Annotated in this window: 14 protein-coding genes; 8 read left to right on the top strand and 6 right to left on the bottom strand. The window is 70.1% G+C overall.

The annotated features are described in order from the left end of the window. Nucleotides 1–24 precede the first annotated feature (24 nt). A complete protein-coding gene (locus AW273_RS03845) occupies nucleotides 25–759 on the top strand; it encodes an alpha/beta fold hydrolase (protein ID WP_062345127.1) in 735 nt (244 codons plus the stop codon). On the opposite strand, the gene AW273_RS03840 is transcribed toward AW273_RS03845, so the two are convergent. Genes AW273_RS03840 through AW273_RS03830 form a run of 4 tightly spaced genes read right to left on the bottom strand, consistent with a single transcriptional unit; the run spans nucleotide 734 to nucleotide 3,828 of the window. Then, complete coding sequence (locus AW273_RS03840) at nucleotides 734–1,567, bottom strand: hypothetical protein (protein ID WP_062345125.1); 834 nt, start codon at nucleotides 1,565–1,567, stop codon at nucleotides 734–736. The two genes, AW273_RS03845 and AW273_RS03840, sit on opposite strands and share 26 nt — an antisense overlap. A 1-nt stretch (nucleotide 1,568) precedes the next feature. Next, a complete protein-coding gene (locus AW273_RS03835; protein WP_062345123.1) occupies nucleotides 1,569–2,483 on the bottom strand; it encodes a hypothetical protein in 915 nt (304 codons plus the stop codon). Further along, on the bottom strand, nucleotides 2,480–2,644 hold the full coding sequence (locus AW273_RS37745; protein WP_169806356.1) for a hypothetical protein: 165 nt from the start codon (nucleotides 2,642–2,644) through the stop codon (nucleotides 2,480–2,482). The genes AW273_RS03835 and AW273_RS37745 overlap by 4 nt, the downstream gene beginning before the upstream one ends. Before the next feature lie 38 nt (nucleotides 2,645–2,682). Continuing rightward, a complete protein-coding gene (locus AW273_RS03830) occupies nucleotides 2,683–3,828 on the bottom strand; it encodes an acyl-CoA dehydrogenase family protein (RefSeq protein ID WP_062345121.1) in 1,146 nt (381 codons plus the stop codon). Between the two features lie 186 nt (nucleotides 3,829–4,014). On the opposite strand from AW273_RS03830, the gene AW273_RS03825 reads away from it, so the two are divergent. The 7 genes from AW273_RS03825 to AW273_RS03790 all read left to right on the top strand — a co-directional run bounded on the left by AW273_RS03825 (nucleotide 4,015) and on the right by AW273_RS03790 (nucleotide 12,145). After that, the gene (locus AW273_RS03825; protein ID WP_062345118.1) at nucleotides 4,015–5,409 is read left to right on the top strand and encodes a hypothetical protein; all 1,395 of its coding nucleotides are present in this window, start codon (nucleotides 4,015–4,017) and stop codon (nucleotides 5,407–5,409) included. Beyond that, nucleotides 5,409–6,845 carry a class F sortase gene (locus AW273_RS36935; RefSeq protein WP_157555541.1) on the top strand — a complete coding sequence of 479 codons (1,437 nt, stop codon included), beginning with the start codon at nucleotides 5,409–5,411 and terminating at the stop codon, nucleotides 6,843–6,845. The genes AW273_RS03825 and AW273_RS36935 overlap by 1 nt, the downstream gene beginning before the upstream one ends. Nucleotides 6,846–6,876: 31 nt before the next feature. After that, nucleotides 6,877–7,980 (top strand): RodZ family helix-turn-helix domain-containing protein, encoded by a 1,104-nt coding sequence (locus AW273_RS36930; RefSeq protein ID WP_157555540.1) that lies wholly within the window; start codon nucleotides 6,877–6,879, stop codon nucleotides 7,978–7,980. A 118-nt stretch (nucleotides 7,981–8,098) separates the two neighbouring features. After that, complete coding sequence (locus AW273_RS03805) at nucleotides 8,099–8,989, top strand: hypothetical protein (RefSeq protein ID WP_157555539.1); 891 nt, start codon at nucleotides 8,099–8,101, stop codon at nucleotides 8,987–8,989. Nucleotides 8,990–8,996: 7 nt separating this feature from the next. Further along, nucleotides 8,997–9,809, top strand: a complete 813-nt coding sequence (locus tag AW273_RS03800; RefSeq protein WP_083949471.1) for a class F sortase — start codon at nucleotides 8,997–8,999, stop codon at nucleotides 9,807–9,809. A 21-nt stretch (nucleotides 9,810–9,830) separates the two neighbouring features. Further along, nucleotides 9,831–10,928, top strand: coding sequence for a prolipoprotein diacylglyceryl transferase (locus tag AW273_RS03795; protein ID WP_062345108.1), 1,098 nt, complete (start codon nucleotides 9,831–9,833; stop codon nucleotides 10,926–10,928). 71 nt (nucleotides 10,929–10,999) lie between these two features. Next, nucleotides 11,000–12,145 (top strand): acetyl-CoA C-acetyltransferase, encoded by a 1,146-nt coding sequence (locus AW273_RS03790; RefSeq protein WP_062345462.1) that lies wholly within the window; start codon nucleotides 11,000–11,002, stop codon nucleotides 12,143–12,145. Here AW273_RS03790 and AW273_RS03785 read toward each other — a convergent pair. Both AW273_RS03785 and AW273_RS03780 read right to left on the bottom strand, forming a co-directional pair. Continuing rightward, a complete protein-coding gene (locus tag AW273_RS03785) occupies nucleotides 12,142–12,501 on the bottom strand; it encodes a VOC family protein (RefSeq protein ID WP_062345106.1) in 360 nt (119 codons plus the stop codon). The genes AW273_RS03790 and AW273_RS03785 overlap by 4 nt on opposite strands. After that, a complete protein-coding gene (locus tag AW273_RS03780) occupies nucleotides 12,498–13,547 on the bottom strand; it encodes a LacI family DNA-binding transcriptional regulator (protein ID WP_062345104.1) in 1,050 nt (349 codons plus the stop codon). The genes AW273_RS03785 and AW273_RS03780 overlap by 4 nt, the downstream gene beginning before the upstream one ends. Between the last annotated feature and the right edge of the window lie 97 nt (nucleotides 13,548–13,644).

Below are 13,644 nucleotides of genomic sequence, written 5' to 3'. Positions count from 1 at the left end.
GGTTTCGGTGTTTGACTCGAACCCATGGAGCTGGTCTACCGCCGCACGGGAGCCGGCCCGCCCCTGGTGCTGATGCACGGGATCGGGCACCACTGGCAGGCCTGGCAGCCGGTCATCGGCCTGCTCGCGCGGCACCATGACGTGATCGCCGTCGACCTGCCCGGGTTCGGCGCCTCCCCGCCCCTGCCGCCGGGCACGATCTCCACCGCCGAGTCGCTGGCCTACGCCGTCGAGGCCTTCTGGCACGACCTCGGCATCGAGGAACCCCACGTCGCGGGCAATTCCCTCGGCGGCTACCTCGCCCTCGACATGGCCTCGCGCGGGGTCTGCCGCACGGCCACCGCGATCTCCCCGGCCGGGTTCTGGTCACGTACCGAGCTGCTCTGGCTCCGCAGTGTCCTCAAGGTGATGCGGGCGGGGCCGATCAGCCGGAAGGGCCTGGGGCTGGTCGTCGCCCATCCCGAACGGGTGTCCGACGAGGTGCTCCACGCCGGATGGCAGGCGCTGAAGGAGGCGCCCGGCTTCTTCGAGACGCTCGACGCCTTCTACTGGATGCCGCCGCCCGCGCCGCCGAAGGTGCCGATCACGATCGCCTGGGGGGACAAAGACCGCCTGATGCCGAAGCGGCAGGCGGTCAGGGCCGGCCGGTGGGCGCAGAAGCGGGTGCACCTGCTGCCCGACTGCGGGCACGTCCCGATGACCGACGACCCCGAGCTGGTGGCGCAGATGCTCCTCATCGGAGCACGCGCAGCGAACTGACGACCGTCGAGATGTCGGGCCACAGGCGTTTGTGGGTCTCCGGGATGGTGATCCAGACGACCGAGGGGCGGTCGGCGCCGGTCTCCACCGCGATGGCGACGGCCAGCTCCAACTCGGCCTTGCGCCCGAGTTCGCTGGGGGGCATGCGCATCTCGCGGGCCACCAGCCAGCCGTCGCGCACCCGCTGCGAGGCGACGTCCTTGCCCTTGGTGCCGCGGGGGAAGTTGTTGGCCTGCTTGTAGTCGAGCATCGCGACGGCGGCGTCGTAAGGGCTGTCGCCGGCGTCGAGGTCGCTCCACAGGCGCTGGGCGTCGATGTCGGCGAACCACTCGTTGTCCAGGTCGGGGCCGTACTCCTCGGTGACGAAGGTCTGGCGGGTGGAGTAGCGGCCGTCGGAGAACGGGCCCTCCGGCCGGCCCTTGGCGGGTTTCCAGGGCTTGCCGAGTTCGGCGTAGCGGAGGCGGGCCTTGCGGTCGCGGACCTCGCCGACCACCTGCGAGGGGGTGCCGGAGTATGTCCTGAGGCGGACGACGGTGCCTTCGGGGATGCGGTCGACCGCCGGCGTGGGGGAGGGCGTCGGGGTCGGCGTCGGCGTCGGGGTGGGGGTCGGTTCGGCTGTGGCGGTGATCGCGGTGACCGGAGTCGGGGGTGGGGGCCGGTCGGGGAGCGCGGCAGGGGTGGCGCCCGAGTTCGCGGCCAGGGAGATGCCGGTGATCACCTGGGTGACCAGGAGGACGCCGCCGAGCGCGTTGGCCCACACCGGGACGCGGACGTAGAGGCGGCGGGCCCTGGGGGAGACCTTGGGCATGTCAGCCCGCCTTCGGCAGCAGGACCAGGCCGGCCTTGCGGGCGTCGCGCACGCTCTGGCGCAGCGCCGCCTCCACCTTGGCGGCCTTCTCGGTCAGCGCGTCGATCTCCTCGGTGGCCAGGCGGTCGCGGACGGTCCGGGCCAGGAGTTCGGTGTAGGCGTCGCCGTCGTCGGCCAGGTCCTGGAGGGTCTGCCACTCCTGGTAGGCGTCGTCGGCGGCCAGCACCCGCAGGGCGTAGTCCTCCAGCGCCTCGATCCGCTCGGTCAGCGAGTCGGTGGCCACCTGCATGGCGTTCTGGTGGGCGTCGAGCATGTCTCTGATGCGGTCGGTGACCCTGCCCTCGCGGGCCGCCCGCTGTTCGCGGCGCAGCCGGGTCATCTCGGCGAGGGTCTCGGCGATCTCCCACTCCTGGCGGGGGAGGGTGACGCTGTTGGCGATGTCGTCGAGCAGGCCGGCCCGGTTGACGCTCGATTCGAGCACGGCGGCGACCGCCTTCTGGGTGCGCTCCAGCAACTCGGCGTCGCGGAGGTGCAGGTCGGCGATGTAGCGGCCCTGGTGTTCGCGGGCCAGTCCGGCGACGGGCGATTCGCCCGACAGGGCGAGCAGGACGAGGAATGCCACCGCCTCGACCGCGAGGCTCATGGTGAAGGCGGGGGCGAAGCCGTAAAAGAACCAGATCATGAGCTGGACGACCTGGAGGGTCGCGCCGAGCGGGAACCACCACCGGCCGTGGAGGCGGCCGATCACGACGGGCAGGAACCCCCACAACGAGGCCGACAGCAGCGCGGCCCAGGCGTCGGCGCCGATCCGGCCGCCCCAGCGGGGGCGGCCGGGGACCGGGTGGAGGAACTCGGGTGAGGCGGCCATGAGCGCCCGGTCGGCGGGCGGCAGAGCCGGATCGAAGGCGGGTCTCATCGGATGGTCTGGCCCCAGATCAGGAGCATGGCGATGATGAAGACGATCATTACGCCGCCGTAGGCGACGGCGCCCAGCCGGAAGAACCGGCGCACCTTGTTCAGCAGCCACGCCGCCAGGAACGCCAGGAAGACCAGCAGGATCAGCCCGGTGATTTCCATGGGGCCAGTATGAAGCTTTACCGCCGCTTTTGATCGGTTCAGAACCCGAATGATCTGCCGATGATCTCCTTCATGATCTCGGTGGTGCCGCCGTAGATGGTCTGGACGCGGGCGTCGAGCCAGGCCTTGGCCACCGGGTACTCGGTCATGTAGCCGTAGCCGCCGTGGAGTTGCAGGCAGCGGTCGATGACCTTGTTCTGCAGTTCGGTGGTCCACCACTTGGCCTTGGCGGCGTCGACCGGGGTCAGCGTCCCGGCGTTGAGCGCGGTCACGCAGGTGTCGACGAACAGGCGGGCGATCTCGACCTCGGTGACCAGTTCGGCCAGCACGAACCGGGTGTTCTGGAAACTGCCCAGATTCCGGCCGAACGCCTGGCGGTTGCGGCAGTAGTCGATCGTCGTCTCCAGCACGGCCTCGGCGGCGGCGACCGCCACCACCGCGATCGACAGGCGTTCCTGCGGCAGGTTGCCCATGAGCTGGAAGAACCCCTGGCCGTCGGCGGGCCCGAGCCGGTTGGCGGCCGGGACCCGGACGTTCTCGAAGAACAACTCGGCGGTGTCCTGCGCCTTGAGGCCGACCTTGTCGAGGTTGCGGCCCCGCTCGAAACCGGGCATGCCGCGCTCGACCACGAACAGCGTGGTGCCGCGCGCCCCGGCCGCCGGGTCGGTCTTGGCCACCACGACCACCAGGTCGGAGTTGATGCCGTTGGTGATGAAGGTCTTCTGGCCGTTCAGGACGTAGTCGTCGCCGTCCTTCTCGGCGGTGGTCCGGATGCCCTGGAGGTCGCTGCCCGCGCCCGGTTCGGTCATCGCGATGGCGGTGATCAGCTCCCCGCTCACGAAGCCCGGCAGCCAGCGGGCCTTCTGCTCGTCGTTGGTCAGGTCGACGAAGTAGGGCGCCATCACGTCGTTGTGCAGGCCGAAGCCCAGGCCGCTGGCCCCGGCGCGGATGATCTCCTCGATGACCACCACGTTGAACCGGAAGTCGGTGATCCCGATGCCGCCGTGTTCCTCGGGGACCGACATGGCGAACATGCCCAGGTCGCCGGCCTTCTTCCAGATCTCGCGGGGGACGATGCCGTCCTTCTCCCATTGCGCGTGGTTCGGGATGACTTCGCGGCTCATGAAGTCGCGGACGGTGTCACGGAAGAGCTCGTGCTCCTCCTCGAAGAGGGTTCGCTCCATGACTAGCAGAATACTATTCTGTTACTTCTCGGAACATGCTGGGGGGCGCATCACAAGTGCGCCACGTTCCCACCAATCACCTTCCTTAACCCCATAAGATCTACCTTCGGTTTGGTATGCCGCGATATCGGAGTGTGTGCAATGCGGTGGGAACGGACGCGTCGGCGGTGGGCCGCCCTGGGAGCGGTGGGAATTGCCACTGCTGGCGCACTGATCGTCTTCCCCGGCACCAGCCAGGGTTCGGCAGAAGGTCCCTACTACTTCAAGTGTGTCGGCCCACTGGCCGACAACCAGACGATCGCGGCGTCGATCTCTCTGTCCTCCAAGGAACTGACGGTCGGGCAGCAGCTCGTCATCAACTGGCAACTCGGTGACGCGCAGCGCAGCGTGAAGGTCCCCGACCCGCTGAACCCCAACCACGACAAGGGCGGCCACCTCGCGGTCACCGCCCGCGTGAAGGCGCACGGCGTGTGGACCGGCCAGGGCGCGATCGACTCGACCGGCACCCGCCTGGTCCCGGCCGACGACCTGCGCACGGGCAAGCCGCTGTCGCTGGGGCTGGTCTCGCCGGGCCTGGCGACCGCCGAGCGGGCCGGCTCCGGGTCGATCGAGGTCGGGCCGATCATCCTCGACCTCGCCGACGTCGAGTCGACCTGGAACAACGACTTCCAGCCGGTCGGCGACTTCTCGCACTGGTACGGGCCGGGCTGGAACCACGTCAACGACCCGCTGGCCTACTTCGGCAAGACGCACTACGAGCAGGACCTCCGCGAGGCCAAGAACGAGGGCGACGAGGCGACCTTCACCTTCGTCGGCACCGGCGTCGACCTCTTCGGCGACAAGAAGAACGACATGAGCGAGTTCACGCTCGTCACCGACCAGGGCAACCCGCCCGACGAGGCCTCCGAGCGCTACAACGCCTACTGGCAGGTGGCCGGCGAGCGCCGGGTGCTGGAGAAGTTCACCGCGGCCACCGACCTGCCCTACGGCAAGTACACCGTGAAGATCAAGAACCAGACCCAGGACAAGTTCGCCCGCGTCGACGCCTGGAAGGTGTACGCCAACACGGCCGACAACCTCAACGCCTCGCCCTACCGCACGGTCTGCAGCCCCGAGCCGAAGTTCCCGCTCATCCCGCTGACGGTGACCGGCGGCGGCACCTCGCAGTCCCCGTCGCCCGACCCGTCCGGCGACCCGTCGCAGACCCCCTCGGGCACCCCGTCGACCACGCCGTCGACCACCCCGTCGACGACGCCCTCGACTTCACCGAGCGGCTCGCCGAGCCCTTCCGGCAACGTGAGCAGGCCGCCGACCCCGCAGGAGAACTTCACGCCGCTGGTGTCGGTGATCGTGCAGGGCACCCCGACCCCCACGGCCACCACGACCGTGACGCTGACCTCGACCCCGACCGTGGCGCAGGTGGCCATCACGCCGCTGGGCGGCGCGCAGACCGGTGAGGCGCCCGAACGGTCGAACCCCGGCGCCGCGGTGCTGGCGGTCGGTGCGCTGCTGCTGATGGGCGGCATGGTCAGCGGACTCAAGCTGCTGCGCAGGCGCGCGGCCCACGCCGGGGAGCGGTGATGACGGACAAGCGCAACCCCTATCCGACGCCCGACCCCGAGCCGGAGGACGAGCAGTCGAAGCCGGCCTCTCCCGGGGCGATCGTGCAGCACCCGTACGACCGGCTGCTGAAGGCGACCGGGCACAAGCTCGTGAAGGGCGACAGCGGCGACAAGCCGGCCATGCCCATCGAGCCCAAGACCTCGGCCGACGCCGATGGCTCGGCGGCTTCCGAGGCGCAGGCTTCGGACGCTCAGGCTTCGGGGGCTCAGGATGCCGCGGCTCCGGCCTCTGGGGCTCCGGTCTCCGGTGGTGACGTGCCCGGCGCGGTCGCGCCGGGTGGCGTGGTCATGGTCCCGAGCGGGTCGGTGCCTCCGGGCATGGTGCCCGTCGTGATGGTGCCGGTGAGCCAGGTTCCGGGCGCCGGTGTTCCCGGCGCTGGGGTTCCGGCTGCCGGTGTGCCCGGTGCTGCTCTTCCCGGCGGGCAGGCTGCTGGTGCTCAGGGTCCGGCTTCCGGCGCTGGTGCTCCGGGTGCCGGTGTTCCGGTGGGTGCGGTTCCGGTTGCCGGTACGCCCTCCGGTCAGGTCGTGCCCGTCGTCCAGGTCCCCGCGCAGGCGCCCCCGCCCGGCGGCATGTCCAAGCGCACCCTCACGGCGCTGCTGGTCGGCGGCTCCTTCAGCGGGATCGCGGCGATCATGGCCGGCCTGCTGATGGTGCTCTCGCCGACCCCGGCGATCGAGGAGCCGGCCGACGAGGTCAACATCCAGGCCGCCGGCAACTCCTACGTCATCCCGCCGACCGTGGGCCCGGGTGGCCCCGGGGTTCCGCTGACCGCGGCCGACCCGACGGCGCCGCCGCCCGGGCCGGCCACCCAGCCGGTCGCCCCGCTGACCCTGTCGCCGCAGGTCGTGGCGCAGGCGAACGGGGTGGGCGTCAACGTCGAGATCCCGAAGCCCGCCGCGAAGGCGAGTTCGGCGCCGAAGGTGACCGCGCCCAAGTCGTCGCGCCCGCTGAAGATCAGCATTCCGGCCGTCGGCGTCAACCGGGCCAAGATCGGCACCGTCGGCGTGACGAAGAAGGGCGAGATCGCGACCCCGTCGCTGGCCAAGCCCAAGGAGACCGCCTGGTACAGGTTCGGGCCCGCCCCCGGCGACCAGGGCCCGGCCGTCATCCTCGGTCACGTCAACACCCGGTCGGGCGCGGCGGTGTTCAGCAGGCTGCGGGACATCAAGCGCGGCAACAAGATCAGCATCCTGCGGGCGGACGGTAAACTGGCGGTCTTCACCGTCGACGGCGTCGAGCAGGTCAGCAAGAAGGCCTTCCCGACCAAGCGCGTCTACGGGAACACCATCACCTCAAGCCTTCGGTTGATCACCTGTGGTGGTGCCTACAATTCGAAGACCCATCACTACACCGACAACATCGTCGTCTACGCGACCCTGACCGAGGTCCGCTGATAGACGGCGTATCCGGGGGCAAGCGATGAGGATGCTGAAGACTCGTGCCCGTTTCGCCGCGCGCGGAGCGGGCGCCGGGGCCGCCGCCGCCCTGCTGTTACTCGGCCTCCCCGCGCTGGCCGGGAACAGCGACGGCACGACGACCTACGACTGCTTCAAGGGCGCCGAGACGTCGTCGGCGCCCTACCAGGTACGGGTGATCCTGGGCGCGCCCGACCAGCCGACCCCGAGCGCGCCCGTCTCGGTCGTCTGGAGCATGGTCCCCGGGACGCCGACGGCCAGCGGCGGGCCCGTCCTGAGCCTGCCGACCCCGCTGGCCGTGGGAGACCAGGTCGCCGCCCAGGGCGTGCTGCGCGCCACCGGCCCGGCCCTCGACGGCTCGACCCCCACACCGAGCACCACACCGAGCACCACCCCCAGCCAGACCCCGAGCGCGACGCCCAGCGGGTCGAGCAGCCAGACCCCCAGTACGACCCCCAGCGAGACTCCCAGCCAGACCCCGAGCCAAACGCCCAGCCAGACTCCAAGCCTGACGCCGAGCCAGACCCCCAGCGGGTCGGACGACGAGCCTTCGGTGTACGCCGGGGCGACCGCCAACGCCACGGTGACGGTCAACGCGGCCGTCACCCAGGGGGCGACCGTCTGGCCGATCCCGCCGCTCGTGGGGGTCGTCACGCCCACGGCGACCGGGGTGTTCGAGGTGTCCGCCCGTGAGTTCGCGGTGCGGGTCAGGCCCTCGGGAGCCACCACCGACTCCGTCCTCTACAACTGCGTCCTCCCCGACACGGCCACCCCGGTCGCGCTGAAGATCACTGTCGTTCCGTCCCCGACCCCCACGTCGTCCACGACCCCCAGTTCGACCCCGAGCCACACTCCGAGCAGCAGCGGCACGCCGACCCCCAGGGGCACGGTGACCGCCACCGCCACGGTGACCGCGCCCACGCCGGTCGACCGCTCCACCCGCACCGCGACCGCGACCGTCACCGCTCAGGTCGAGACCCCCGACGGGGGTGTCGCGACCGGTGGAGGAGGGTCTCTCGGGCCCGACGGACGGGTGTTGGTGCTGGCCGGAGGCACCGTCACGCTGGCCGCGATGGTGGGAGGCCTGATGCTCAGGAGACGCGTGGTGTCTTGACGAAATCTTTACTGATTATCGTCAGAGTTGGGGTTATCTCTGCCTTCTCCCAGGCTTTGTCCCTAGGATCTCCCCATCCGCCATGAAACGGTCATCGAATCTGAAACGGAGAGAGTCAGTGCTGAAGTACAAGGCACGGCGACGCATCGCTACCAAGGCCGCCGCCGCCGGTGTGGTCAGTGCTGGTCTTCTTCTTGGTCTCGGTCCCCTGCTCAGCAGCGCCACCGCCGACACGAAGACGGTGAACTACATCTGCAAGCCCTGGCTGGCCGGGGTCGAGGGAACCGACGTCGACTATGACGTGACCGTGGCCCTGAACTCCTCGGTGACGGCCGCGACCATCGCCACCGGGTTCAACGCGACCGTCGCGCTGAGCGGCACCGCGCTTCCCCCGGCGCCGGTGGCCCTGGAGACGACCCACTCGATCCAGGTGGCCGCCGAGATCGAGATCAAGGGCAACGGCAGCGCTGCGGCCATCGCCACGGTGACGCCCTCGGCCTCCGTGGCCCCGGCGGCACCGATCTCCGTCGGCGGCGCGCTCCCGGCACTGCCGACCCCCACGGCCACGATCACCCCCTCGACCGGGACGACACAGCTCGTCCTGACCGCCAAGAACTTCACGATCCGGCTGATGAACGGCACCACCGAGGCCGCCAAGTTCGTGTGCTCCCTGCCGACCACGGCCCCGCTGCCGACGCCGGCGAGCGCGACCCTGAGCGTCACGGGCACCAGCAGCAGCCCTTCGCCCAGCCCTTCGTCGAGCTCCTCCCCGAGTCCTTCCACCTCCACCTCCCCGACGCCCCGGACCACCAAGACGGTGACCGAGACCGCCACGGCCGACGTGCCCGACGACCAGGTCGAGACGCCCGACGGCGGCGTGGCGACCGGTGGCGGCGGCATGCTCGGCCCCGACGGGCGGCTGTTCGTGCTGACCGGCTCGGCGATCGTGCTCGCGGCCGGCGTCGGCGGACTGATGCTGCGCTCCCGGCGACGGCCGCAGCAGGGATGAGGCGCCGGTGACCGGCTACTACCCGCAGGATCCGAACCAGCCGCCGCAGGGCTACGTCTACTACCAGCAGGTTCCGGCTCCGCAGCCGGAGCCTGAGGGGAAGAACGGCACTCAGCTCGTACGGCTGGTGCTGATCATCGCCGCGGTCGCCGGTCTCCTGACGGTCGGGCTCGGCCTCGTGTTCATCCTGGGCAACCCGGAGGAGTACAGCGAGCCCGACCGGGTCAACCTCAAGGTCGCCGGCGGCATGCTGCCCGAGGTGGGCCGGGGTGGCGGTCCCGAGCTTCCGCAGGCCGTTCCGGAGGCGCCGGCGCCGCTGCCGCCGCTCACGCCCATCGCCCCCATGAGCCAGCCGTCGTCGCCCAAGCGACTGATCGTCAAGCGGCTGAACATCGACGCGCCGGTGCGTTCGGTGGGTCTCGACAAGACCGGTGCGATCGAGCCGCCGCCGCTGGCCAACACCAACCTGGTCGGCTGGTATCGGGGCGGACCGACCCCCGGTTCTGCCGGGCCGGCGACCCTGGTGGGGCACCGCGACACCGCGACCTCCCCGGCCGTTTTCAACCGGCTGGCCGAACTGCGTTACGGCGACACCATCGAAGTGATCCGGCAGGACGGCACCGTCGCGATCTACACCGTCGGCGGCATCGAGCAGGCCGACAAGACGACGTTCCCGACCGAGCGGGTCTACGGCGACAGCGACATGGCCGAACTCAGATTGATCACATGTGGCGGAACATACAACCGCACCACCCGTCACTACGTAGACAATGTCATCGTTTACGCGACGATGACAGGGACCGGCCTAGCCTCGTCCTGACTTCTACGTAAGGAGGGGCACATGGGTCTTCTCTCCAATCTGCTGCTGCCTGGCCGTCTTCGCACCGGCCCCACGGTCGTGGTGCCTGCCAAGACCAAGCCCGAGGCGATCCTGGAGATCGTCCGGCTGGCCGACCCGCAGGCCGAAATCGACGGCGCCGACGTGCTGGCCGCCGCGACCCGCATCCACGACGCCGTCGAGCTCACCCCCGACCTCCAGAAGAAGCTCGGCCTCGACGGCGAGGAGAAGCTCTGGGCGCACCGTGTGGTGGCGGAGCGCCCGCTGCCGGTCGACTACTACGACAAGCTGCTGGCGGCCGGGCTGGCCTACCGCCTGGGCGGCTACTGCCTGTGCGAGGGCTCGGCCGACGACCCGGCCGAGGACGTCGAGCTGGAGTACGTGGTCTACCTCCCGGCGGTCGAGGAGTCGGAGCTGACCCCGGCCCTGGAGAAGATCCTCGGCACGGAGGAGGACACCTCTCCGGAGACCGCCGACGGTCGCGCGGAAAGCGCCGCCGCTGACGACGTATCCGAAATCTCCGGGAGCGCCGCGGCGGAAGCCGGGGACACGACCGATGCCGCCGAGAGCGAGTCCGAAAAGGCCGCGACCGACGCCGGAGCCGAGCCGGGCGAGAGCGCGACCGACGCCGGAGCCGAGCCGGGCGAAGCCGTGGCCGGTGCGCAGGCGGACTCTGACGGCACCGACGCCGGAGCCGAGTCAGGCGAAGCCGTGACCGGTGGCGGGGACGAATCAGGCGAGGCCGTAGCCGGTGCGGACGCGGACGAAGCCGAGGCCGGTGCCGAATCAGACGAAGCGTCCGCCGCCGACACGCGGAAGTCGCGCTGGTCCTCCGACGGCGTCTATGAGGCCGCCGGCTTCCGGGTCTCGGTGACCCCGGTGCACCGTTTCCCCGCCGCCGTCGCCGGGCTCATGCCTTATGCCACCGAGGTCGTCAGGATCGCCGTCACCGCCACCGAGGAGCTCGACGGTGACGCCCGGATGCTCGATCCCGGCAATGTCGCCCTGGCCCTCGGGACCGCCCTTGACGGTCCTGTGGTCGACCATTGGGGATTCCAGGTCTTCGAGCCCGCCGATCTGCTGCCGCCCGGGAGCGTCTAGGAAGCGACTGTTGTAGCCTCCGAAGTAACGACCGAATGTTGCTCGGTTTCGTGACACAGGTGGAGGCCATCGTGGCAGAGGCGTACATCGTCGGTGCGGTTCGTACTCCCGTCGGCAGGAAGAAGGGCGGGTTGTCGGCCGTCCATCCGGTCGATCTGGCCGCGTATCCGCTGAAGGAGCTGATCGACCGGACCGGCGTCGACCCGTCCGCCGTCGACGACGTGATCATGGGCTGCGTCATGCAGTTCGGGCCGCAGTCCATGGACATCGCGCGGAACGCGTGGCTGAGCGCGGGGCTGCCCGAGAGCGTGGCGGGTGTCACGATCGACCGGCAGTGCGGGTCGTCGCAGCAGTCGATCCACTTCGCCGCCCAGGGTGTCATGTCCGGTACGCAGGACCTGGTGGTCGCGGCCGGGGTCGAGTCGATGTCGATCGTCCCGATGGGGTCCAGCATCACGGCGGCCCTGGAGAAGGGCATGCCGTTCCCGTTCGGCGAGAAGTGGGTCGAGCGCTACGGCATGCAGGAGATCTCCCAGTTCCGGGGCGCCGAGCTGATGGCCGAGAAGTGGGGCCTCTCCCGCGAGGACATGGACCGCTACGCCTACGAGAGCCACCAGCGCGCCGCCAAGGCCGTCGCCAACGGCTACTTCAGAGACCAGATCGTGCCGGTCAACGGCGTCGAGGACGACGAGGGCCCCCGCCCCGACACGACACTGGAGAAGATGGCCTCGCTGAAGCTGCTGCGCGAGGGCGGCCGGATCACGGCCGCGACCTCCTCGCAGATCTCCGACGGCGCCGGCGCGCTCCTGGTGGCCTCGGAGCAGGCCGTACGCGACCACGGCCTGACCCCCAGGGCCCGCGTCGTCACCCTGGCGCTCACCGGCGACGACCCGGTCTACATGCTGACCGCGCCGATCCCGGCGACGAAGAAGGCGCTGAAGCGGGCCGGGCTGAGCATCGGCGACATCGACGTGGTCGAGATCAACGAGGCGTTCGCGCCGGTCCCGATGGCGTGGATGAAGGAGCTCGACGCCGACCCCGACAAGACCAACCCGAACGGCGGCGCGATCGCCCTGGGTCACCCGCTGGGCGGCACCGGCGCGATCCTGATGACCAAGCTCCTGCACGAGCTGGAGCGCACCGGCGGTCGCTACGGCCTGCAGACGATGTGCGAGGGCGGCGGTCAGGCCAACGTCACCATCATCGAGCGGCTCTAACGTTCCGGGCAGACGTCGATCAGGTGCCCTTCGGGGTCGGCGATCACCGTCCAGTGGTCGCCGCCCGGCTGGAAGTCGGGCTTGGTGGCGCCCAGCGCGAGATACTCCTCGACCGCCTTGGCGACGTCGGGCACCCGGACGTCGAAGTGGAACTGCTTGCCCGGCCCCGGCCACGGGGCCGGGGTCCGCTCGGCGACCCGCTGGAAGTAGAGGGTCGTGGTGCCGTCGCCGATGGCGCTGTACTCGTCCTGGGAGTGCTGGACCTCGAAGCCGAAAATCTGGGCGTAGAACTCGGCGAGGGTCTTGGGTTCGGCGCAGTCGATGTTCACTGCGATCAGTTTCGCGATCGTGGTCATGCCTCAGATCCTCCTCGCGATACCTGCCAGGGCGTGTCAGGAATCCCGGGCGCGGTGGAGTCGCGGATGACCAGCCGGGTGGGCATGCTGTGCACGCCCGGGGTGGCCTTGCCGTCGATGGCGGCGAACAGGTGCTGGGCGGCGGTGTGGCCGAGGCGCTCCAGGTCGGGGTCGATCGTGGTGAGGGTGGGCCGGGTCTCCTCCGACAGCACCTCCCAGTTGTCGTAGCCGACGACCGCGATGTCGTCAGGCACCCGCCGGCCGCGTTCCCTGGCGGCCTCGATGAAGCCGGCGGCGATCTGGTCGTTGCCGCAGAACACGGCGTCGATCTGGGGGTCGTTCAGCAGCAGCATGTCGGCCGCGAGCCGGCCCCAGCGCTGGGACCAGGCGCCGGAGAGGGTCTCGCCGACCTGTTCCAGACCGGCCTCCGCCAGCGTCTCGCGCACGCCCTCGGCCCGGTCGGTGGCGGCCTTGTAAGTGGTGGGGCCGGTGATGTGGGCGATGCGGGTCCGCCCGGTCGCGATCAGGTGGCGGACGGCCAGCCGCGCGCCGCCTTCGTCGTCGGGGACGAACGACACGTCCGCGGGGTCGTCTGAGGGCGCGTAGGCGTACACCACCGGAACCGGCACGTCCTTGGTGATGGACGGGCGGGGGTCGGTGCTCTCGCCGACGACGATGAGGCCGTCGACCCGGCGGGATAGCAGGGTGCGGATGTAGTGCTGCTCCCGGATCGCGTCGCCCCGGGCGTCGCAGAGGAGCACCGCCATCTCCCCGGCTCCGAAAGCGTTTTCCGCTCCTAGGAGGACCGGGATGCCGAACCGGCCGACCATGTCGCTCGTGAGCAGCCCGACGGTGCGCGTCTGCCCGCTGAGCAGGCCTTGGGCCAGCACATTCGGTTGGAAGCTGAGCTGGGCGGCGGCGTCGATGACCAGTTGCCTGGTGGTGGCGCGGACGTCGTCGCGGCCGTTGAGCGCCTTGGACGCCGTCGCGACGGAGACGCCGGCAAGGGCGGCAACGTCGGTTATGGTCGCACGTCTCGTCGTCACTCCCGAAAACCCTTTCGCCTGACACTTCCTGGTCAATCGGCATCATACCCGGCAAACCGTTGACAGTGATGCAGGTTTCTTCTACGTTACGAAAACC

Origin of the sequence: Herbidospora yilanensis, assembly GCF_001570565.1 — a bacterium.
GTDB classification, from domain to species: Bacteria; Actinomycetota; Actinomycetes; order Streptosporangiales; family Streptosporangiaceae; genus Herbidospora; species Herbidospora yilanensis.
This window is presented reverse-complemented; position numbering and strand designations above follow the sequence as displayed.

What these genes read in the sequence shown, in the direction of transcription:
- AW273_RS03785 (WP_062345106.1), bottom strand. Translation starts at nt 12,501, where the DNA reads ATGACCACGATCGCGAAACTGATCGCAGTGAACATCGACTGCGCCGAA.
- AW273_RS03845 (WP_062345127.1), top strand. Translation starts at nt 25, where the DNA reads ATGGAGCTGGTCTACCGCCGCACGGGAGCCGGCCCGCCCCTGGTGCTG.
- AW273_RS36930 (WP_157555540.1), top strand. Translation starts at nt 6,877, where the DNA reads ATGCTGAAGACTCGTGCCCGTTTCGCCGCGCGCGGAGCGGGCGCCGGG.
- AW273_RS03840 (WP_062345125.1), bottom strand. Translation starts at nt 1,567, where the DNA reads ATGCCCAAGGTCTCCCCCAGGGCCCGCCGCCTCTACGTCCGCGTCCCG.
- AW273_RS03830 (WP_062345121.1), bottom strand. Translation starts at nt 3,828, where the DNA reads ATGGAGCGAACCCTCTTCGAGGAGGAGCACGAGCTCTTCCGTGACACC.
- AW273_RS36935 (WP_157555541.1), top strand. Translation starts at nt 5,409, where the DNA reads ATGACGGACAAGCGCAACCCCTATCCGACGCCCGACCCCGAGCCGGAG.
- AW273_RS37745 (WP_169806356.1), bottom strand. Translation starts at nt 2,644, where the DNA reads ATGGAAATCACCGGGCTGATCCTGCTGGTCTTCCTGGCGTTCCTGGCG.
- AW273_RS03795 (WP_062345108.1), top strand. Translation starts at nt 9,831, where the DNA reads ATGGGTCTTCTCTCCAATCTGCTGCTGCCTGGCCGTCTTCGCACCGGC.
- AW273_RS03835 (WP_062345123.1), bottom strand. Translation starts at nt 2,483, where the DNA reads ATGAGACCCGCCTTCGATCCGGCTCTGCCGCCCGCCGACCGGGCGCTC.